Genomic DNA, 21,621 nt, shown 5'->3' on the forward strand with positions numbered 1-21,621 from the left:
CGGCGGCCGCGTTCAGAAGGCGAACGTCGGCACGTCGCACTCGGCCCTGATGCCGCGGACGGCGGACCTGACCGCCGGGTGGCCGTCGCCCAGGACCCGGCGCAGCCCGGCGACGGCCGCCGAGTGCGTCTCGTCCGCCGCCCTGACCTCGCCGAGCGCCCGCAGATCGGCCGACAGGTTGATCGCGCAGGCCAGCGTCGTCGGATGGTCATCGCCCAGGTGCTCCCTGCAACGGGCGAGTGCCGCGGCGTCCAGGTCGTGCGCCTGTCTGAAGTCCGCGAGCGCGTAGTGGTCGCTGCCTTCGTTGATCGCGCCGACCAGGGTGACCGGATGGTTGTCGCCCAGGATCTCGCGCATCACCGGCAGCGTCTCCCGGGTGAGCTCGGCCGCGGGCTCGGGCTCGCCGAGCAGGCGCAGGGTGACGGTCAGGTCGGTCGCGGCGCACAGCGCGGCCGGGTGGCGTTCGCCCAGGACCTCCCGCAGCTCCCGCAGGCTCTTCTCGCCCACCTCCCTCGCGCCGCTGAGATCGCCGGTGTGCCGCAGGTCCATCGCCAGGTGCAGCTCGGTCGTCGCGATGCTGAGGTGCGGGTCGGAGTAGCGGAGCCGATAGCGCTCCAGCGCCTCGCGGTCGAGCACGAGCGCCCCCGTGCCGTCACCCGCCCTGCGGCGGGCCACGGCCAGGGTGGTCAGGGCGGTGATGACGATGGAGGCGTTCGGCGGCAAGGTCCTGGCCGCGTGCGCGTAGACCTCCTCCTGCATCGCGCGGGCCCTCATGAAGTCGCCCAGCTCCCGCACGTCCACGGTGACATTGGTCGCGAGCAGCACGGTCAGCAGCCTGTCCTCGCCCAGGACCACGGCGCTGGTGTCCCGCGCGCGCTCGGAGACACGCAGCGCCGTGGCGTGGTCGCCCACCGCGCGCAGGGCGTGCGCGTAGTCGTTCGCGGCCCCCAGCGTGTAGGGCTCCTCCTCGCCGAGGAGGCGCGTGGCGCGCTCCCAACGGCTGTGGTTCAGCTCGAGGGCGCGCTCGAAGTCGCCCAGGATCCTGGCGTCGTTGGCGACCGAGCCGATCGCCGCCAGGGTGTCCTCGTGGTCCTCCCCGGCCTCGGGGCTCTCCCGCAGCAGCCGCAGCGTGCGGGCGTTGAGCTCCCTGGTCTCCGGATAGTGGCCCAGCGCGTCCAGCGCGTGGCCGAGCCTCCGGGACACCGCGAGCGTCTCCAGGTGCGCCTCGCCCAGGAGCCGCCGCCACGTCGTCACCACCTCGCTGGCGAACACCCGGCAGCCCTCGTGGTCGGCCGAGATGTAGAGGTAGCGCACGAGGTTGGCGACCATCTGCCGGACCCAGGGGTCCTCGCACTCCATGGCCCGCGAGCTGCGGGCGTGGGACAGCAGCTCGGAGTAACGCGGGAACGTGGCGGGGAGGACTTCGTTCGGGTCTCCGTGGGCGAGCAGCAGATGCGCGCCGTGCCGCATGTCCGCCTGCTGCTGCGGGGACATCTGGCCGACCAGCACCGCCTGGACCAGCCGGTGCATCTGAATGGTGTTGCTGCGGTGATTGATCTTCATCAGGGCGTAGCGGTTGATCTCCCTGATGGCCTGGCCGAGCCTGATCGGATCCTGGAGGACACGGGTCAGCTCCGGCGGCAGCGAGATGCCGCGCACCCCGGAGAAGAGCCGCCGTGAGATGGGCTCGGGGGCGAAGAACGAGCAGACCTGGAGCAGTTGCAGCGCCCCCGGGTGGTGCTCGGCGAGCCGCCGCAGCGACATGTTCCAGGCCGCGGCCACCGGCTCGGGGTAGTCGACGGGCACGCCGGCCGTCAGCAGCTCGTGGCGGCGCGAGCCCACGTCGGCCCGTTCGTCCTCGAAGACCTGGAGGTACTCGTCCACCGGCATGCCCGTCTCGCTGAGCCACGCCGCGGCCTGCTCGATGGCGAGCGGCAGGTCGCCGAGTGCCGCGGCGACGCGGTCGGCGTCGCCGTCGGAGAAGCCGGGGCCGCGGCGCCGCAGCAGCTCGACGCTCTCCGTCCTGGCGAACACGTCCACCTCCACGGTGCGCGCGGCCTGTGCCCAGCGCGCGTTCCGCGAGGTGACCAGGATCCGGCCGGTGCCCCCCGCGGGGAAGAACCTCCTGACCGCCTCGACGTCCTCGGCGTTGTCGAACACCAGGAGCCAGTTGCGGTAAGGGCGCCCCGTGCGCAGCGCCTCGAGCACCCGGGGGACCGCGATGTGCGACTGGGTGTCGGCGGGGAGGCTCAGCCGGTCGGCCAGGTTGGCGAGCGACTGCCGGATCTGCTCGGGCCTTTCGGCGGCGATCCACCACACCAGGTCGAAGTCGTCGGCGCGTTGGTGCACGTACTCGAGCGCTATCTGGGACTTGCCCACCCCGCCCAGGCCGTGCAGGGCCTCGGGAAGCACCGCCGCCGTGCCCTCCGCGGTCAGCCGCCGGTGGAGCGCGTCGAGTAATTCCCCGCGCCCGGTGAAGCTGGGGTTGCGCGGGGGGACGTTGCCCCAGATCGATGGCGGGCTCACGGAAGTTCCTTCGTCTGATCGGGGAGAGGACGATCGGGGAGAGGACGAAGTGGTCACGGACACATGGGTTCCTCTCGGGTGCTCGTCCGGCCGGTCCTGTGCCGGAGAGAGGGGTGTCTCGACCGCCTCGGGGGCGGACTCGGGCGGGCTGCGTGGGGGAGTGCGGGGGGGCTTGCGTTCGGGCACGGTGTCGGCCTCGTCGGATGAGTCAACCGGATGGGGGTCGCGCGGGTCACGTCGCCCACCCGAAGGAGCGAGCGCCTGTTGCGCGGCGACGTGGGCCCCGAGGGTGCGCGCGCCCTGGAGGTAGGAGCCGGAGAGGGCTCGGCACACCTGCTCAGCGACGCGCACATAGGGCAGCAGCTCATCGGCGGCCGACAACCGGTGCGCGGATCCCGACGGTTCGCCGAGGAAGTCGCGGATGTCGTGCAGGGGCTGCCAACGGCGGCCGAGCCGGTCGAGGACGCTGCGGAGCGTGTACAGCGACTCGTCGCGCAGGCCCGCGGAGAGCAGCAGCTCCCTGACCCCCGGGTGGAACTCGTAGCCGATCCGGGTCTCGTCCGCGGGATCCGTCGCGGCCACGCGTCTGAGCAGGCCGCCGAGCAGGATGTCCGCGAGGTCGCCGGGGCGGGCCACCGGCTCGTGGAGGCGCTGGACGTACTCCATCACCGGTCTGTTGAGCGGGGCCGCCGCCAGCCTCGACGCGAGCCGGAAGGCGCTCGGCGAGGCGTTCGCCCTGAAGCGGTGGACCCGTTCGACGGCGCTCGGCTCGGGCTCGGCGTCCCAGGGCTCCATGGGCATGCCGGGCAGCAGGCCAAGGATCTCCCGCGTCCGCGGCAGCGGCTCGGCGACCATCCTGGCCCAGCGTCCGAGCCAGCCCGCGTCGAGCGCCACCAGGGGCACCGGCGGCTCGCCGCCGGGCCACGGGAGGCCGTCGGCCGGGCGCCAGGCGGCGTTGGGCGCGCCGGGCCCCGGGACGCGGACCCCGATCCGCTCGGGAACCAGGCCGGTGTTCGCCCAGCGGGCCGGGGAAAGGGGGTGGAGGACGGCGACGTGGGCCCGGCGCGCCCACCGGGTGAGCGCGCGCTTTCCCGTCCCGTCCCACCACGCCGCCCCGATGCCGTCGGTCACCACCAGGACCGTGCGCGTGCCGCCCGCGGCGTCGAGGGGCGCGGGTCCTGCCGGGGCGAGCGGCCGGTCGCCGTCGATGTCGATCCCGCGGACGTCGCGGAACGCCCCCAGCCGCTCGACGGCGGCGACGAGCCGGGCCACTTCGCCCCTCCACACGGACATGGCGCCGCCGCGGTCCACCACGAGAACCAGCTCGGCCCAGCGTTCCCGCCTCGGCACGGACACCGGAAGCCAGAGTCCCTCGTCGGCCGCGCGCTCCGCGGTCGCCTCCTCGTCGAGCTCGCGCGCGACGGGCGAGGGCACGGTGCGCTTGAACGGCCGGAGCGCGCGCTGCGCCGCGCGCTCGGAGACGATCCCCCGCGGGTCAGGGGCGCGAAGGGCCGACGCCGGGCGCCCCGCCACGGGAGCGCGCCCCACGGGTGTGGGAGCGACGGGAGGGGAAGCGGGCGCATCGGCGCGCGGGGGCGTGAACTCTCCGATGTCGGGCGCCCCTTGGGCTGGCTCGGCCTCAGGGGCCGCTCCGGCGCCCGGCGGCTCGGGGGGCGGCCGCGGGGCGGTGGGGCCTGGGCGTTCGGGAGACTCCGACGCCGCGGCGTCGGGGGCGCGCGGGGGAGGCGCTCCGGCGCCGCTGATCGCCAGCCACAGGGCGTCGGCGACATGCCACCAGTCGGGCCCCGCGCCGCCGACCTCCCTGGCTCCCGCACCGCCGTCCCGCCTCATGCCGGGTCCGCGGCGTCCAGTTTGTGCCAAATGGCCTGGAGAAGCTCCTCCCAGCCAGGGCCTGTGCCGTGCGGTCCCGCTGAGGTCGTCAGATACACCGCGTTCAGCAACTGGTCGGCCGCCAGGCCCCCTTCGCGCTCGCTGCGCTCGCGGAACAGCCGGATCAGCTCCTGGACGCGCGGGTCGTCGGCGCGGCCGAGATGGGCGGCGACGATCGAGGCGAGTCGCTCCGTGTCGAGATCGGGCAGGCGCAGGTGCAGACAGCGGCGGAGAAAGGCGGGAGGGAATTCCCGTTCGCCGTTGCTGGTGATGACGATGACGGGGAACGCGCGGCAGCGGACGCGGCCCCCGGCTATGGTCGCGCTTCGCTCGGGATCGTCCGTGAAGATGTCCACGCGCGGGCGTTGGTTCCTTATGCGAAGCAGCTCCGGAATGGTGAACTCGCCCGACTCCAGAATGTCGAGGAGATCGTTGGGAAGATCGATGTCGCTCTTGTCGAATTCATCCACGAGCAGGACGCGCGGCAGCCGGTGGGGCAGCATCGCCGTGCCGAGCGGGCCGAGTTGCAGGAAGTCGCCGATGTCCGTCCCCCGCGGGTCGGCCGCCTCGCCCGACGCGGTCCGCCCGGCCGCCGCCGCGCGGACGCGGCCGACCGCGTCATAGCTGTACAGGCCGTCGCGCAGGGTGGTGCGCGTCGTGACCGGCCAGCGCAGCACCCGTCCGAGGCCGAGCTCCCGCGCGACACGGTAGGCCAACGTCGACTTCCCCGTGCCGGGGCGCCCTGTGACCAGCAGCGGCCTGCGCAGGATCAGCGCGGCGTTGACGAGATCCGTCTCCTCGGTGCCCGACCTGACGTCCGGCGGGTCCGCGCCCAGGCGCCGTGTGGCGTCCTGGCCGTCCTCGGGCGGCGCCGGGGGCTCCACGAGGGCCTCGTCGTCCTGGCCTGATAACTCCCTCGCGGGGTCCTCGCCGACCGTGGCCCGCGCCGTGACGCCGTCGAAGGTGCGCCAGGGCGGGGGCGGCGGAAGGACGTCGTCGAGGCGAACGTCCCGCAGCGGGCGACCCGTGCCCTGATATATCCACCACGGCCGGGGAATCCCCGCCGAGAGGCCGTTCGGGATCGGCTCGCCGCCCATGTGCTCCCGGCGCCCGCGCGCGGCTTCCGCGTCGCCCATCGAATGCCCACCGCCTAATCGGGACCCGCCAACCGGCCTCGGGTCTGGACGGGGCGGGTCGGGTCGTCCCACACGAGAGAAATGTGACTGCCCAGGTGTCGCTCGCGCTCCGCGGCGGAATCCACCGTCAGGGCGTCGAGCCTTAACTGTGTCACGCTTTCCCTGAGCGCTGCTAGGTTCCCATCAAGCCGGTGGGCGACTTCCGGATGGCGTTCCGCGCGCCGGTCCCACACCACGATCGGCAGGCCCGCCCGCCACGCCGCGCGCGCCTCGAGAGCACCCCTCTCGGTGCTTGGCGGCGCGCTCAGTACGGCCGCGACAACGGTCGGATCCGCCTTGATGCGGGCCTCGAGGACGGCGGGGGCCAGCGTCCCCGACGCGTCGGGCGGCCCCTCGATGACCATGGGCGACGCCCGCCCCGGCTCGTTCTCGAGCAGGCGCCAGCGCTGCTTCCACGGGCGGTGCCAGCGCCTGGTCTCGCTGCGCTCCAGGCTGCGGACGACCACGGGGTGGTCCACGCACAGCGGGGTGGCGTAGTCGCTGTCGATCTCCTGGCGCCAGTGCTGGACGGGGATGGCCAGGTCGTCCGTGCTCAGCATGAATTCGAGATGCATGGTCTCGGCGTCCCCCGCCCAGTCGGCCACCGCGTCCCACACCAGGTCCTGAACGATCCGCTCCGCCGCCTCGAGCCCGGCCACCGCGACGCTGACGGTCTGCACGGGCCGCCAGCCCTCGGGGTCGAACTGCCGCCAGGCGGTGAGCAGATAGCCGCCGCTGTCGTCCTGGGGCAGCAACTGGACGACCAGGTAGGCGTCGACGGGGGCCGGGGGCGGCGAGTGCACCACGCGTTGCCGTAACTCCCGTTGCGGGGCGGTGAGGCCCAGGGCCTGGGCCTGCCCGTCGGCCCAGGCGCGCAGCGCGTCGGCCCGGTCGCGGGACGCCTCGGCGGCCAGGTGCTCGATCAGGGCGAGCGCCGGGGGCAGCCCGTCGGGCTGGGCGTTCATGTGGCTCAGGGTCTCGAACGCCACCCATGGGTCGTCCAGGGGCGGCACGCTCTGGAACGGGCCCGCCGCGAGGCGGCAGAGGTGGCCGAGCGCCGGGACCTCGAGTCCGTCGAGCAGCGGGCGCAGCTCGTCCAGGGACGGGCCGGGCAACGCGGGGCGCGCCGTGACCTCGTGGATGACCGCGCCGAGCCGCCGCAGCGCCCGCTGGCTCTGGCCCATCACGACCAGCGTCTCGTAGAGGATCCGCAGCGCCCGCGTGTCGTCGAGGCAGATCCGGGCAAGCTCGGGCAGGAAGTAGCTGGTGACGTGGTGGTGGCGGATGCCGAGGACGGCGGGGAGCTCGTCCGCCATGAGGTCGAGGCAGAGCGAGCGCGGCCCGGGATCGACCAGGCAGCCGAACTCGCGCAGGACGTCCGTCAGCGCCTTGATCGACCTCAGGCCGCCGGGGCCCTCGATCCCCCGGCCCGCGGCGTCGTCGGCGCCCGCGCCGGTCCCGGGGCGCTCATCGGGCGGTTCGGCTCCGCTCAGGCTCTCGCTGAGGGTCCCGGTCACCGCAGGCCCAGCTCCCCGGCGCGCCGGTCGAGCCGGTCGAGCGCGGGGGCGCCTGGCGCGAGCACCCCGAGCACGCCGAACAGGTCGCCCCAGGCGCCGTGGTCGTCGCAGCTCCGCAGCAGCGCGAGGGCCTCGGCGCGGCTGGTGGGCTGGCGTTGGACGGCCGTTCCGACCGAGGGCAGCTCGTCGAGCAGCTGCTGCCACCGGGACGGCGACGCCAGCCCCGGCACGGCGAGCAGGAGGTCGGCGAGGTCGCCGAGCTGCTCGATGGTGAGCCGCGGCGGTCGGGGCGCGGCGGCCACCGGCGGCCCCGCCCGCCCGGTCGCGCGGGACCCGCGGGCCGGGGACAGCCCCGCGATCAGCTCGAACGCGAAGGCGGCGGCGTTCCCCGCGGCGACCGGCTGCCAACGCTCGTCGTGCGCCTCGCCCTTGTCGCCGAGGAGGTCGGAGATCCCCCGGATCACCAGGGCGTCCACATGCGGGTTGAGATGGGCGCCCGCGAGGAAGCCGTAGCCCTCCATGTCCACGGCGAGCGCGTCGCCCGCGCTGGCCGCGAGGGCGCGGGCCACCTGCGAGTCGGGCGAGGTGATCACCCGGCCACCCGCCGCGATGGGCTTGACGTACGCCCGGGGCCGCCCCCGGACCGGGAGATCGATCCGGTCCTGCCAGCGGTCGGCCGCCACCACGGATCTGGCGTGCTGCACGAGGCGGTGCCCCGACCGGTGGGTCTTCTGGCGTGGCAGGAAGCCCTCGGCGGTGTCCTTGCCCGTCTCGTAGTCGTAGACCTCGTCACCCGCGACCACGTCGCCGAGCGCCACGTCCTTGCGCCCGCCGCCGACCCCCACGAAGAGCACGGTCCGCGGGGCGAACAGCGTCACGGCCCGCTCGATGAGCGCGGCGGCCGCCGGGTTCCCGGGGCCCACCATGTGGATCGCCACGCGTCCTTCGTCCGCCCCGCCCCTGGCCACGCCCACCTCGAAGCGGGAGCCGCGCTCCTCCACCACCGCGTCCGTCCGCTCCAGATGGGCCCGCACCGCGCGGTACTCGACCTCGAGAGCCGTCAGGACGACCACGTCCACGTGTGCACTGGCACCGACCGTCACAGTTCCCCCCTGTTGACCGGTTGCGACCGTCTTCCGCATAGACATGGTGCGGTACTGATGAGGTTCCGTCGATGCCATGACAACTGGCCTGCGTCTTCTGCCCGTTGGCGACCGCCCCGGCGGACAGCCGCCGCGCGGCTCCGCCGTCCCGCGCGACCGACCGGCTCGTGGACTTCACCCGTGACGGGATCCTCGTTCCGCCACCTCGTCGCGCAGCGACCGCGTGACGCGCCGGTGCAGCGCGCGGAACGGCTCGGTGAAGCGCGTGTCGTCCACCGCGCGCGGGCGCGGGATCGGCACGTCGAACGACTCCTTGACCCGCCCGGGACCCGACGTCATCACGACCACCCGGTCGGCGAGCAGGATGGCCTCGTCCACGTCGTGCGTCACGAACAGCACCGTCTTGCCCACCGTCTCCCACAGGTCGAGGAAGTCGGCGCTGACCCGCAGCCTCGTCTGCGCGTCCAGCGGCCCGAACGGCTCGTCCATCAGGAACACATCGGGGTCGGCGGCCAGGATCCGGGCCAGCGCGACCCGTTTGCGCATCCCGCCCGACAGCTGGCGCGGAAAGAACGCGCCGAAGCCGTCGAGGCCGACCAGCTCCACCAACTCGGCGGCCCGCGCCCGCTGTTCGGCGGCGGGCACGCCGCGCACCGCGAGCGGGAAGCGCACGTTGTCGAGCACGGTGCGCCACGGCAGCAGCGCGTCGTTCTGGAACAGCAGCCCCACCTCGGCCGGGACGCCGGACGACTCCCTGCCGTCGAAGGCCACGCTGCCGCCGGTGCGCTCGACGAGGCCCGCCACGATCTTCAGCAGCGTCGACTTGCCGCAGCCGCTCGGCCCGACCAGCGCGACGAACTCGCCCTCGGCCACGTCGAGATCGACCCCGCCGAGCGCCGGGGTCCGCCGCCGCTCGCGCCGGTAGTCCAGGCGCACGCCGCGCAGGCTGAGCTTGGGCGCGCCGCTCATGAGCCGGGCAGCAGGGAGAAGTCGAACGCCTCGTCGAACGTGGGCGCGTCCTCGGCGTCCAGCCGGTCCACCTCGGTGAGCAGGTCGATCGTGTCCCGGTACACCGGCTCCTCGATGGCCAGCCCACGCGGCGTGTTGCCGAGCGTGGCGCGCACCGCGTCGGCGAGCACCTCGTCGCTCACCGCGAAGTCCTCATCGGCCAGGCTCTCCACGGCGAACGCCCCGTCCTCCCGCGAGCGGTCCTCCGCCTCCCGCAGCCCCTCGAGGAAGCGCGTCAGCTCCTCCTCGTGGCCCTCGACCCAGTCGGCGCGCGAGAGCACGACAAGGGCGGCGTAGTCGAAGTCCGGCTCCCAGGTGAGGGTGTAGTCGCCGGAGGCCAGCATGTCGGAGAGCTGGGGCTCGCTCACCATGCCCGCGACGGCCCCGCCCTCGCGGATCGCGGCGGCCATGCTCGCGCCGCTGCCCGCGCCGATGACGTTCATGCCGGAGTAGTCCACGCCCGCGTCGCTCGCCGCCTTCAGCAGCTCGGTGTCCGACAGGCTGCCGGGCGAGGTGACCGCGACCGTCTCGCCCGCCAGGTCGGCGACGGACTCCACGCCCGAGCCCGCGCGGGAGACCAGGGAGTAGGGGACGGCCTGCGAGAGCGCGGCGTACGCGCGCACGTCGAGGCCGCGTGAGCGGGTGGAAGCGACGTGCTCGGTCGAGCCGACGAACGCGTCGACGCCGCCGCCGACCAGCGCCTGGACGGCCTCGGCGCCGCCGTCGAAGCAGATCTTCTCGACCTCGACGCCCTCGGGGAACGTCGCGGCGTTGGTGGCGATCGTCGCCACGTTGATGCCGCCGCACACGTGCGCGACGCGTATCGTGCCCGGCTCCGACGCGTCGCCCGCGCAGGCGGTCGTGGCCAGCAGGGCGGCGAGTGACAGGGCGGCGAGCGGCGGCGCGAGCAGGGGCCCGCTTCCGGTGCGCCCGGCTCTTCCGAAGGGTATGGCGTTCCTCATCCGTGGGTCTCCCGGTAGCGCAGCAGGCGGCGCCCGAGGCGGCCCACGGCATGGTCGAAGATCATGGCGACGGTGGTGATGACGACGAGACCGGCGAACACGCCGGTGATGTCGAGGAGGTTGGAGGACAGCTTGATGTAGTGGCCGAGGCCGACGCTCGACCCGACGAGCTCGGCGATGACGGCCCCGATGAGCGCCAGGCCGACGGCCAGGCGCAGGGCGGTGAGCAGCCAGGGGGTCAGGGCGGGGAAGACGACCCAGCGCAGGGTCGCGAGCCGGGAGGCGCGGAAGCTCTTGGCCATGTCCATCAGGTCGGGGTCGATGTTCCGCACGCCCTCGTGGACGTTGTAGAGGATGACGAAGACCACCATGGTCACGACCATGACGACCTTGGAGGTCAGGCCGATCCCGAACCACACGATGAACAGCGGCGCCAGGGCGACCCTGGGCAGGCTGTAGAGCGTCATGACATACGGGTAGAACCACTGCCCGACGATCCCGGAGAACGCGAGGCCGAGCCCGATGGCCACCCCGAGGGCGAGCCCGATCGTGAGCCCCACCCCGAACTCCAGGAGTGTCATGCGCAGATGGGGCCACAGCTCGCCGCTCGAGATCAGCTCGCCGAGCCGCCCGGCCACGGCGGTGGGGGTGCTGAGGTAGAAGTCGTCGACCCAGCGGCCCGAGGCGTACTGCCACAGCAGCAGCGCGAGCGCGCCGACCAGCAGCCGCCCGCCGTGCAGCGCGAGGAAACGCCGCCGGTCGGACCGCCGGTCGGCGACCCGCTGGCGCTCGGCCCGCTCGGCCTCGGTGTCGGCCTCGGTGTCGACGGCCCCGGCGTTCGGCTCGGCGTCCGGCTCGTGGCCAGCCGTCGAACGGGGTTCGATGGGCGTGGACTTCATGGCGTCCCACCCGCCTCGGCGTCGGCCGCGTCCCCCGCGTCGGTGGCCACGGGCCGGTCCGGGTCGGCGCTCCAGGCGCTCCAGGATCCCGGGAAGAGCGCGGCGTCGATCCCGAGGCTCGCCAGCACGGCGATCTGGAACGTCGCCGACACGCCGCTGCCGCAGTGCACGGCCAACGGCCCACCGGAGGAGGCGCGTTCGGCGTCCGCGTACCGCGAGCGCAGCTCGTCGGCCGGGAGCAGCGTCCCCTCGGGCGTCAGGTTCCGCCCCGCCGGGGTGCTGTGGGCCCCCGGGATGTGCCCCCCGCGGTGGTCCTCGGCCCGCCGGGCGTCGAACAGCAGCCCGCGCAGGGCCCGTTCGGCCGCCTCGTCGATGTCCACCACGGGGAGCCGCCCCGGCTCGACCACCAGGTCCCCCGGCGTGACCACCGGCTCGTCGGCGGTGAGCTCGCCCCCGGCCGCCCGCCAGGCGGCCAGGCCACCGTCCAGGATCCGCACCCGCGCGTGCCCGGCCCAGCGCAGCAGCCACCAGGCGCGGGCGGCCGAGAGACCCGAGCGCTCGTCGTAGACCACCACGTCGCTCCCGGCCCCGACGCCCCAGCGCCGGGCGGCGGCCTGGAGCGCGCCGGGCTCGGGCAGTGGCAGCCGACCGCCGGGCCCGCCGCCGGGGGAGGCCAGCTCGGCGGGCAGGTCGACGAAGACGGCGCCCGGCAGGTGGCCCCGCGCGTAGGCGTCGCGGTCCGCGCCGCGCCGCGGGGTGTGGCGCACGTCGAGCAGCACGGGCGCGCGGCCCTCGCGCAGCGCGCGCCCCAACGCGGCCGACGAGACGAACGGCGTGGCCGAGGGCGTGTCGAACGGCGTGGGGACGGGCGCGCTCACCTGGCCACCCCCGCCACGCGCTCGGCGGCGAACCGGTTGGCCGGGCGCGGGAGTCCGAGATGGTCGCGGAGCGTCGTTCCGGCGTACTCGGTGCGGAAGATGCCACGCCGCCTGAGCTCGGGGACGACCAGGTCGACGAACGCGTCGAGGCCGTCCGGCATGTGCGGCGGGAAGATCATGAAGCCGTCGGCCGCGCCCTCCTCGTGCCACCGCTGGAGGGTGTCGGCGATCTCGGTGGGCGACCCGACCAGCTCCTTGAACCAGCCCCTGCGCAGGAACGACGCCTCCACCTCACGCAGCGTCAGCTCCTCGCGGCCGTAGAGCTCGCGGGCCTCCGCGACGATCAGCGCGCCCTCGTCCGACGCGGTGGCCACATCGGCGGCCTCGGCGAGCGGGGCGTCGGGCCGCTCGCCCGCCAGGTCGAGGCCGAGCGCCGCGGAGAGCCTGACCAGGTCGACATCGGGGCGGGTCAGCCGCTGGACGCGGGCGTAGAGCTCGTGGGCCTCCGCGCTCGTCGGCCGCACGTAGACGGCGACGCCCGGGATGATCAACTGCTCGTCCTCCGCCCTGCCGTGGGCCGCGAGGCGCCCCTTGAGGTCGCGGTAGTAGGCGCGGGCCCCTTCGAGGCCGAGCACGGAGGAGTTGGTGAAGCGGACGTCGGCGTGGGCGGCGCCGAGCTGCCGTGAGCGCTCCGAGGCGCCCGCGTTGACCAGGGGGATCTGGCCCTGCACCGGGCGCTCGACGTTCAGCGGGCCCGCGACGCGGAAGAACTCCCCCCGGTGGTCGACGCGGTGGACCCGCCGCTCGTCCACGAAGCGGCCCGTGGCCGCGTCGGCGATCCGCGCGTCGTCCTCCCAGCTGTCCCACAGCAGCCGCAGCACCTCGACGAACTCGGTGGCCCAGTCGTAGCGCCGTGAGTTGTCCCAGTGCTCGGTGCGGCCGAAGTTGCGGGCGGCCTCCTCGTTCTTGCCGGTGACGATGTTGAGGCCGACGCGCCCGTCGCTGAGGTGGTCGATGGTGGCCAGGGCGCGCGCCACCGCATAGGGCTCGGCATAGGTGGTGTTGACGGTGGTGATCAGCCCGATCCTGTCGGTCACGGCGGCGAGATGGGCGGCCAGGGTCAACGCCTCGGGCCGCAGCACCTCGTTGGGCGCCGAGAACTGCGAGGACGGCAGGCCGACGACGCGGTCGCCGATGAAGAAGAAGTCAAACGTGCCGCGTTCGGCGGTGCGGGCCGCGGCGCGCAGTAGCCTGGCGTTGGAGTTCCCGTCCGACGGGGCGCCCGGCAGGCGCCACGCGCCGGGGTGGAAGCCCGTGGGCCAGATGGTGAATCCCAGGTGCAGCGGGCGAGTTGGGGAGGGCATGCGAGCGTCTTTCTCCTGGCGGGCGGAGGGGCCGGGAAGGGGCGGGAAGGGGCGGCGACGCGTGCGGGCGCAACGGGGTGGCGCGGCGAACGGGCGCGGGGGCGCCGGTCGACCGGGCCTGGGCACGCCATGGACGCGACGACCGCGGGGGTGCGGGTGCGGGGGTGCCGAGGGCGGGGGCTAGGGCCTGTCTGATAATTCCCGGTGGATCAGCGAGCGGCGGATGGCGCCCGCCTGGCAAGGCGCCGGATCGCAGCTCGTACTCAGCCGTACTCGCGCGATTCGGCAACGCGGCCAGGCGGGATGCCAGTCGTCGCGAGCCCGCCGGGGATTGTCAGACAGGCCCTAGCGACAGAGCGAGGAGGAGATGGCCATCTGGTCGACATAGCGGCGCAGCGCGGAGTGCTGGGTCACGCGCGCGAGGGCGGAGGCCGTCCCGCCGTGGGGTGACGGCGCGACCGACGGGCGCGGGCCCGCGGTGTCAGTGGCGCGCATCTCGCCCCCTCGGCTCGAACTCTCCATGTATACGTAACGTATACACGGACGGGTGGGCGCGCAAGGCCTGTTGACGCCCGGTGAGGTGTCGTTGGGGTGTGGCGTTCCGCAACGGGCCGCTTCCGCACGGCCTTCGGGACGGTGGCCGGTCAGCCGTGGCCCTGGGCCAGGCCCTCGATGCGCAGGTCCCGCATGCGCGTGAGATGGACGGTCATCGCCTCGCGCGCCCGCGTGGCGTCCCCGCCGCGCACCGCGTCGAGGATCGCGCCGTGCTCGTCGACGGTCGGGTCCGCGCCGTCCCGCCCCCGCCGCGCCGGGCGGTACATCGCGAGCAGGCTGTCGAGCCGGTCGAGGAAGCCGACGATGATGTCGTTGCGCGAGGCGTCGCGCAGCGCCCGGTGCCAGTCCTCGTTCAGCCGCGTCCGCAGCGCGGGATCGGCGACGTCCCTGCGGCTGGCCGCCAGGTGCTCGAGCCTGCTGAGGTCGAACGACGTCCGCCGCTCGGCGGCCAGCGCGGCGGCGGTGGACTCGAGCGAGATGCGCGCCTCGTAGATCGACAGGATCTCCTCGGGGCTGCGCCTGCGCACCAGGAACCCCCGCGCGCTGCGCTCGATGAAGCCGTCCTGCGCCAGCCGCCCCAACGCCTCACGCACCGGGGTCCGCGAAACGCCGTACCGCTCGCCCAGCACGGTCTCGAGCAGGACGCTGCCCGGGGGATAGGCGCCGTGGATCAGGTCGTCCTTGATCCGGTTGTAGTGCACATCGCCCGGCTTGCCACGCTCGCCACCCCGCGCGCCGCCCACCGGCGACTCCCCGGTGCCGACCATGTCCCACTCCCTCGCCCCGAAACCCCTTGCCCCGAAACCCTCGCATCATAGGCGCTGTGCCCAGGGCGGACCGGCGCCCGGGGCGTTCGCCCGGCGATGGCTCAGTCCCGCGGGCTCCCCCCACGCCTGTCGCCGACCATCAACTGCTGGATCAGCGCGTCCTTCTGCGCCGCGCGCAGCCTCCTCAGGCGGGCGAAGTCCGCGGGGGCGATGTCGACGCGGTAGGTGCCCCCGCCGCCGGACTGCCGGGCGATGCAGATCCAGGCCGGCTCGGGAGTGCTCTCGTACAGCACGGCGACGATCGCGCACCACGCGTCGGGACCCGCGGGCTCGTACCCCTTCGCCGTCCTGCTGTAGCCGCGCTCCCGCGCGGTCTCGATCAGCGTGGCCATCTCCCGGGCACTGGCCCGGCGTGCCCCGGCGGGAACGGGCCAGCCGAGGGGGGAGAGCACCCGGCGCTCGTACCGGGCCCTGAGGAGGCCGAGCCTCATGACGTCTCCTCTCCTCGGCGGCCCAGGACGAGGATCTCCGTGTCCGGCGTGAAGTTGGGGTTCCCGGGATCGTTCATGCGGTCCAGTGCCTCGCTGATGCGGTGATTGCCCTGCATCACCGCATCGTTGTGGATCGTGACGACCGAGCCGACCTCGTCCGGATCGTTGATGGCCTCGAGCAGCCTAGCGTCGTCCATGCTGCGCAGCACCCCGCTCTTGAGGGGGTCACCCGCGTCCGGCAGTTCGATCCCCTCCAGATCCCCGAGGCGCATCGGTGTCCGTTCGGCGCGCATCCGCTGGTCGGCGTCGCGGATCCGGGCCTGTTCGCCACCGAACCACGCGCGCATCCTTCCGCGGAAGCCGCCGTATGCCGACAGACCGAGCGGGTCGATGAACAGCAGCGGATTGGGCGGATAGCCGAACGGGTGCGGTGACGGCTCGAGGCCCAGGGGGTCGGGGGAGAGGTAGCGCGCGATGGCGGGGTCGTAGTAGCGGTGCCTGTTGTAGTGGAGGCCGCTCTCCGGGTCGTCGTACTGCCCGGGGAAGCGCAGCGGCGTGTGGGCAGTGCTGCCGACCGGCCAGGCGGTGATGCCCCACAGGGTCGTCCGGGACTGCCATGCGACAGTGCCGGACTCGTCGACCAGCTCGGCGGGGCTGCCCATGAGGTCGGTGACGATGACGAAGAAGCGGGAGTCGATCTCCGCGCGGGTCGCGGGGTCGGTCCGGCGCTCGGTCTGCGTCAGGGGGCGGAAGCCGTCGTACTCCCAGGTGAGCGCGATCGGCCCCGGGGATCCCGGGACGCTGCCGACCTGTTCGACCAGGGTGTCGCCGTCCCAGGTGAACGTGGTCTCCTCGATGACGGACGTGCCGTCCGCCGTTCGGTGCTCCTTCGCCACGCGGCGCCCGAACGGGTCGTAGCGGTAGTGCCAACGGCTCCCGTCGGGCGTGCCGACCGAGGTGAGGCGGTCCTCGGCGTCCCAGGCGTAGTGCCAAGTCCCCTTCGGAGAACGGCGTTCCACGACGCGGCCCGCGGCGTCATACCGGTAGTGGGTGGCGCCCGCCCGCGTGAGCGTGGTGCCGCTGCGCTCGCGCTCGCCGAGCGCGGCGGCACCGGCCTGGCGGGATGGCCAGGACGCGTGGCGCTGGTCGCCGACGGCATCGTAGGCATAGGCCTCGCTCCAGCCCTGGGCCTCCACGGCGGTCACTCGGGCGGCGGCGTCGAGGGTGTAGCGGGTCTCGCCGCGCAGCAGGTCGGCCGCGGCCGTCAGGGCGCCGTCCGGGCGGTAGGTGTAGGCGCGGTGCTGGACGGTGCGTGCGGCGGCGATCAGGGTCTGCTCGGCGAGAGCGTTTCCGGCGTTCCACCGCTGAGCGAGGGTGAGTGTGTCGCCGATGGTGCGCGTCGTCTGCCGCCCCAGCGGGTCGTGGCGGAACGCGAGCGTGCGTCCGGCGGTTGTCACCTCGGTGGGGAGCCCGGCGGGATCGTAGGAGTAGGCGGTGCGGACGCCCTCCGGCGTGGTGCGGGAGGTGCGCTGGCCCGCCGCGTCGAGGGTGAACGCCAGGGTGCGGCCGTTGACGGTCTCCGCCGTGACACGCCCCAGCGCGTCGCGCGCGAACGTGACGTGACAGCCGGGGGCCTCGGCCCGCAGGAGCAGACCCTCCGCGTCGTAGGTGTAGCGGGTGGTGATGCCTCCCGCCGTCTTGGACGCCGTCCGGCCCGCCGCGTCGTAGGCGTAGGCGGTGGTCTGGCCAAGGGCGTTGACCCGCTCGGTGATGCGGCCCATGGCGTCGCGCCGGTAGCTGACGCGGCGGCCGTCCCAGTCCTCCTCCGCGATCAGTCGGCCCGCGGGATCGTACGCGTAACGCCAGGTGCCCGCCTCGGAGTCGGCGACCGAGACGAGGCGCAGGGCGGAGTCGTAGGAGAAGGTGTGACGCGTGCCGTCGGGACCGGTGCGGCTGGCGGGCATGTCGAAGTGGGTGTAGGTGAACGCGGTGACGCCCCCGGCCGCGTCCGTGTACCGCACGCAGTTGCCCTCGCCGTCGTACTCCCACGTCTGCTCCGCGCCGTCGGGGCGGGTCAGACGGGCGAGCAGGCCGTCCACCGTCCAGCGGGTCCTGGTGACCTGGCCCAGTGGATCGGTGATTTCGACGGACCGTCCGAACGCGTCGTACCGCTGGGTGCTGCGGTTGCCGAGGGGATCGGTGATCTCGACAGGAAGACCGGCGGCGTTGCAGTGCGTGGTCGTCGTGGCACCGAGGGGGTCGGTGACGGAGGAGAGGTGCCCCGCCTCGTCGTACGTGTAGCGCGTCGTCGCGTCGGCCGGGTCGGTGACGGCGACGCAGTTGCCGCGCGCGTCGAACGTTCGCAGCCACCGGCCGCCGTTCGGCCGGATGACGGTGGTGGTGCGCTCGGCCGGGTCGTGGGTGTGGATGACTGTGCTGCCGTCCGGACGGGCTTCGGAGAGCGGGAGCCCCATCGGTGTGTATGCGTACCGGGTGACGTTGCCGAGGGGATCGGTGCGGGCGGTGACGTCGTTGCGGTCGTCGTACTCGGTGGTGGCGACGGCACCGCAGGGGTCGACCTCGGCGACCACCCGGCAGCGGTCGTCGACGACGAAGCGGCGGACCGCCCCCTCCGCTGTGGTGGAGGTGGTGACGCGGTGGCCGGGCCAGGCGGGGTCGGTCCCGTCGTAGGAGAAGGTGAGGGTGAGGTGACCCTCTTCGCCGCCCTCGGCGACACAGCGGTCGAGATGGTCGTAACGGTAGCCGTATGACCGGTTGTTGCTGTCGGTCCACCCCGTGATCCGCAGGCGGTCGTCGTAGGAGAAGCGGAGGGACTGGCCGGTGGAGCAGGTGACGGCGGTGAGGTTGCCGTCGTCGTAGTGATAGGCGCGAATCGGCACGAGTGAGTCGTCGTCCGGATCGGCGAGGTACAGACCGGTGACGCGGCCGCCTTCCGTGGTCAGCCGGAGGTGGTAGCCGGCGGAGTGGCGGATGCCGGTGGGGGCGCCGGAGACGTCATGGTCGAAGGTGAGGCTCGCACCGTTGCGGTCGACGATGCGGCGTAACAGGGCTGTACCCGCGGCGTCGGGTGCGGTGAAGAGACGCCTGTGGCCGGTGAGGGGGTCGAACACGGCCAAGCCGCCGTCGTGCCCCCTGGTGAGGGGGAGACGGGGGCCGGTGTCGGGGAGCACGGGGATGTCCGGGTCCTGCGGCATCGGGTACGTCAGCAGCAGGCCGTCCTCCGTGAGAAACACGACGCCTTCGGAGTCGAGTTCGAGGCGCTGGTCGACGGTGGAGGCCCAGGAGGGGCCGAACCAGTGCCCGGCGTGGTAGCCGGACTCGGCCCTTCGGCGGAACGCCAGCGGGAGCGAGCCGGGCAGCCGGATGTCCGTCTGGGGCAGGTACATGGCCCCCGAGGCCAAGTCCACCGGGTCGGTGGCGATGTTCCGGACGATGGACCGGGTCCTGTCGTACGCGCCGCGGGCGCCCTCGGTCACCATGCGGCGGCCGTTGCGGGCCACACCGCGCATGCCCAGCGCCATGCCGCGGAGCCCGCCCCGGGCCAGGAGGGCGGCCCCGCTCGCCAGGCCGCCGAGAGTGGTGAGGCCTTTCATGCCGGGGATGCAGTCGAGTGCGGCCATGGCGACGTCGAAGAGTGATGCCTCGCCTCTGGCGTATTTGATCAGTGTGTCGGCCAGGACGATCAGCGCGGCGGCGAGGACGACCCAGGCCAGGGGGCCGCCGATGATCATGACGACGACGCCGAGGACGGCGACGACGAGCTTGGCGATGTCGACGATGGTGTCCCAGTTGTCGACGACCCAGTCGATGGCGTCCTCCCACCACGACCGGTTCTGGATGCCCGCGTCGGAGGCCGCCTCGATGTCGCGGGCGCAGATCCGGGCGGCCTCCTCGCGCATCTCCTTGGCCTGCTGGGCCAGTTCACGCGCCGCCGACAGATCCGCCTGCGCCGCGTCCACCCGCCCCTGCGCGGCCGATGCCGCCGCCTCGGCCGCGTCATGATCCCGCATCGCGGAGCGGATCTCCGACTCCGACGGCGGCTCGGGGTCCTCGCCCTCCTCCTGGAGGCGTTCGGCCTCCTCACCCGCCCGCCCGACCCAGTCCTCCGCGCCGCCCAACTCCGTCTGCGCCGCCCGCAGATCCGCCTGCGCCGCGATCGCCCGGTCCAGCGCGCGATCCGCCTGCGCCTGCGCGCGTTGCAACTCCGGCCAGTACCGCGCGAGGGCGTCGGCGGCCATGTCGTAGGAGGTCTGGAGCTTGGTCAGGTTCTCGGGAACGCCGTCGAACTCCCCGCGGAACGCGTCCGCCGAAAGACCCGACCAGTCCTGCACCGCGCGGTCGGACGCCATCCCCCGGATCTGCGCCAACGCCTCACCCACGTCGTCCGCGAACTCCTGGAGATCCTCCGCCAGGGTCCGAACCTCCTCCGGATCCCCCGGAGTCGGATCCGAGTCCATGTCCACCGGCGACCAGTCAGACGCACGAGCCATTGTCGTCCCCCGGAATGACGTAACAGATGCGTGACCTACGACGCTACCGGCGGATCAGTCCGGAACACAACGGGACGGAACGGGCGTTGTCCGGGGTCGTTTCCCGCGCGCGTCTGCCACGCATCGTCAAGGGAGCGGCGACGCCACGTCATGGATGGGGGGCCGTCGTCGACCCTATCCTCGTCATCGGCGCACGCCGGGGTGGGATGTCAGGGCGGGGCCGAGCGGCCCCGCCCTGACGCGAACGGCGCGCGTCCCTTCGTCGCCCGCGCCGCCTCAGCGGCGCACCTTGAGGCCCCGCACCCGGTTGAGGGCGGCGGCGACCTCGAAGCGGCGGGGGACCGCGAAGTCCTCGTCCCTGACGGCCAGAAGAGCCGCCACGCCCTCGGGGCCCGCCAGGTCCCGATCGAGCAGGTCGAGCGCCTCCGCGAGGGAACGCCGCCCGTCCAGGTGGCCGCGCCGCACCAGCAGGTCGAGGGCCAGGCCGACGCCGACCACCTGCTGCGCGTCGGCCAGTTGCTCGACGGCGCGCACATCCACCTCGTGCTCGCCGAGGACCAGCTGGTCCCGCCCTCTGGCGCGCACGCGCGGGCGGCCGCGCGCGGTCGGGTCCAACGACGCCGGGTCGGGGCTGCGGTGGACGACGCCGGGGAACGACTCCGCCTCGGCGCGCCGCCCGGTCGGCACGGCCGCCACCCGCCTGGCGCGTTCGGTGACGTCGGACAGCCGGTAGGCGTCCATCATCAACACCCGGTCGGCGACCTCCAGATAGTCGCCCGAGCCGCCCATCACCAGCACCGTGGACACCCCGTGGTCGCGGTGCAGCGAGCGCACCGTGTCCACCAGGGGCGTCAGCGGCTCGTGCTCCTTGGACACCAGCGCCCGCATCCGGGCGTCCCTGATCATCAGGTTGGTGGCGGCGGTGTCCTCGTCGATGAGCAGGACCCGCGCCCCCGCCTCCACCGCCTCGCACAGCGACGCGGCCTGCGACGTGGAGCCCGAGGCGTTGGGCGTGGAGAAGTCCCGGGTGTCCGAGCCCTGCGGCAGGCGGTCGACGAACGCGTGCACATCCACCCGCGTCACCGAACGCCCGTCCTCCGCACGGATCTTGACCGTGTCCGCGCGCGCGGCGACCCGTTCGCGCCCGTCGCCGGGCTCGTGGTCCCTGACGCCGGTCTCCAGGGCGCGCAGCAGCGTCGACTTGCCGTGGAAGCCGCTGCCGACGATCAGCGTCACGCCCTCGGGGACGCCGGTCCCCGTGACGGGCCCGGCGTGGGGCAGCTGCACCGTCACCCGCAGCGCGTCGGGCGCGGTGAAGGGGACGACGTCCGCGCCATCGGCCGGGCGGTCGTCAGCCCCCGTGCGGCGCGGCAGCAGCGCGCCGTCGGCGACGAACGCCACCAGGCCGAGGCCCGGCAGCGCGTCCCGCAGGGCGGCGGAGTCCTCCACGGTCGCCACGAACTCCCGCGCCGCGTCCGCGTCCGACGCCGCGTGGCACAGGGCGCGTTCGGCGACGCGCGGCAGCACGTCGCACAGCAGGCGGCGCGCGGCCCGCCCTTCGATCCGCCGCCCCTGGCCGGGCAGGGCCACGCCGAGCCGCAGCGTGACCGAGCCGTCGGCCGCGTCCACCGCGCACGAGGAGCGGTCGAGCACCTCCTGGCCGCCCGCGTCCACGCGCAGGGCCCGCTCGGGGGCCGCCTCGCGCGCCGCGCGGCGCACCACGTACCCGGCGAGGGCGCGGCGGCGCACGGGGGAGTCCCACAGGTCCCGGGGGAACGCGGCCCGTTCCCCCGGCACCCGCACGGCCACGCGCGCCGGGGGCGCGAACGGGTCCGCCTGCGCCCTGATCAGCTCGACCGTCAGGCCGCCCGGCAGCTTCCACGGGCCGACGAGGCCCTTGTACCTGCCGTACGGCGCGCCGTCGAGCCGTTCGAGGGCGCGGTCGAGACCGTCGCGCCCCTCGCGCTGCCTCATC

14 protein-coding genes are annotated in these 21,621 nt (G+C 73.8%); all 14 read right to left on the reverse strand.

The genetic code is table 11. The features are described from left to right. Positions 1–12: 12 nt before the first annotated feature. The 14 genes from fxsT to D7318_RS02215 all read right to left on the reverse strand — a co-directional run bounded on the left by fxsT (position 13) and on the right by D7318_RS02215 (position 21,620). Positions 13–4,377: an FxSxx-COOH system tetratricopeptide repeat protein gene (gene fxsT, locus D7318_RS02155; RefSeq protein ID WP_120695069.1), complete on the reverse strand. Its 4,365-nt coding sequence runs from the start codon at positions 4,375–4,377 to the stop codon at positions 13–15. Continuing rightward, positions 4,374–5,552 carry an AAA family ATPase gene (locus tag D7318_RS02160; protein ID WP_329604544.1) on the reverse strand — a complete coding sequence of 393 codons (1,179 nt, stop codon included), beginning with the start codon at positions 5,550–5,552 and terminating at the stop codon, positions 4,374–4,376. The genes fxsT and D7318_RS02160 overlap by 4 nt, the downstream gene beginning before the upstream one ends. Before the next feature lie 14 nt (positions 5,553–5,566). Continuing rightward, positions 5,567–7,108 carry a VMAP-C domain-containing protein gene (locus tag D7318_RS02165; protein ID WP_230423255.1) on the reverse strand — a complete coding sequence of 514 codons (1,542 nt, stop codon included), beginning with the start codon at positions 7,106–7,108 and terminating at the stop codon, positions 5,567–5,569. After that, positions 7,105–8,187 (reverse strand): phosphorylase family protein, encoded by a 1,083-nt coding sequence (locus D7318_RS02170; RefSeq protein ID WP_183091225.1) that lies wholly within the window; start codon positions 8,185–8,187, stop codon positions 7,105–7,107. The genes D7318_RS02165 and D7318_RS02170 overlap by 4 nt, the downstream gene beginning before the upstream one ends. A 198-nt stretch (positions 8,188–8,385) precedes the next feature. Next, on the reverse strand, positions 8,386–9,180 hold the full coding sequence (locus tag D7318_RS02175; protein WP_120695071.1) for an ABC transporter ATP-binding protein: 795 nt from the start codon (positions 9,178–9,180) through the stop codon (positions 8,386–8,388). Continuing rightward, complete coding sequence (locus D7318_RS02180; RefSeq protein WP_120695072.1) at positions 9,177–10,181, reverse strand: ABC transporter substrate-binding protein; 1,005 nt, start codon at positions 10,179–10,181, stop codon at positions 9,177–9,179. Before D7318_RS02180 ends, D7318_RS02175 begins: the two co-directional genes overlap by 4 nt. After that, positions 10,178–11,080 carry an ABC transporter permease gene (locus tag D7318_RS02185; RefSeq protein ID WP_120695073.1) on the reverse strand — a complete coding sequence of 301 codons (903 nt, stop codon included), beginning with the start codon at positions 11,078–11,080 and terminating at the stop codon, positions 10,178–10,180. Before D7318_RS02185 ends, D7318_RS02180 begins: the two co-directional genes overlap by 4 nt. Beyond that, the gene (locus D7318_RS02190; RefSeq protein WP_120695074.1) at positions 11,077–11,958 is read right to left on the reverse strand and encodes a sulfurtransferase; all 882 of its coding nucleotides are present in this window, start codon (positions 11,956–11,958) and stop codon (positions 11,077–11,079) included. Before D7318_RS02190 ends, D7318_RS02185 begins: the two co-directional genes overlap by 4 nt. Further along, positions 11,955–13,322, reverse strand: a complete 1,368-nt coding sequence (locus tag D7318_RS02195; RefSeq protein WP_120695075.1) for an NtaA/DmoA family FMN-dependent monooxygenase — start codon at positions 13,320–13,322, stop codon at positions 11,955–11,957. Before D7318_RS02195 ends, D7318_RS02190 begins: the two co-directional genes overlap by 4 nt. 345 nt (positions 13,323–13,667) lie before the next feature. Beyond that, positions 13,668–13,817 carry a hypothetical protein gene (locus D7318_RS32595; protein ID WP_183091224.1) on the reverse strand — a complete coding sequence of 50 codons (150 nt, stop codon included), beginning with the start codon at positions 13,815–13,817 and terminating at the stop codon, positions 13,668–13,670. Positions 13,818–13,966: 149 nt separating this feature from the next. Further along, a complete protein-coding gene (locus D7318_RS02200) occupies positions 13,967–14,644 on the reverse strand; it encodes a GntR family transcriptional regulator (protein ID WP_120695076.1) in 678 nt (225 codons plus the stop codon). 101 nt (positions 14,645–14,745) lie between these two features. Next, positions 14,746–15,135 (reverse strand): hypothetical protein, encoded by a 390-nt coding sequence (locus D7318_RS02205; RefSeq protein WP_120695077.1) that lies wholly within the window; start codon positions 15,133–15,135, stop codon positions 14,746–14,748. Next, on the reverse strand, positions 15,132–19,646 hold the full coding sequence (locus D7318_RS02210) for a DUF6531 domain-containing protein (protein WP_120695078.1): 4,515 nt from the start codon (positions 19,644–19,646) through the stop codon (positions 15,132–15,134). The genes D7318_RS02205 and D7318_RS02210 overlap by 4 nt, the downstream gene beginning before the upstream one ends. Positions 19,647–19,922: 276 nt before the next feature. Continuing rightward, complete coding sequence (locus tag D7318_RS02215; RefSeq protein WP_120695236.1) at positions 19,923–21,620, reverse strand: ABC-ATPase domain-containing protein; 1,698 nt, start codon at positions 21,618–21,620, stop codon at positions 19,923–19,925. Position 21,621: the final 1 nt, after the last annotated feature.

The sequence above is a fragment of the Streptomyces radicis genome (genome assembly GCF_003626575.1).
Classification (GTDB): domain Bacteria; phylum Actinomycetota; class Actinomycetes; order Streptomycetales; family Streptomycetaceae; genus Streptomyces; species Streptomyces radicis.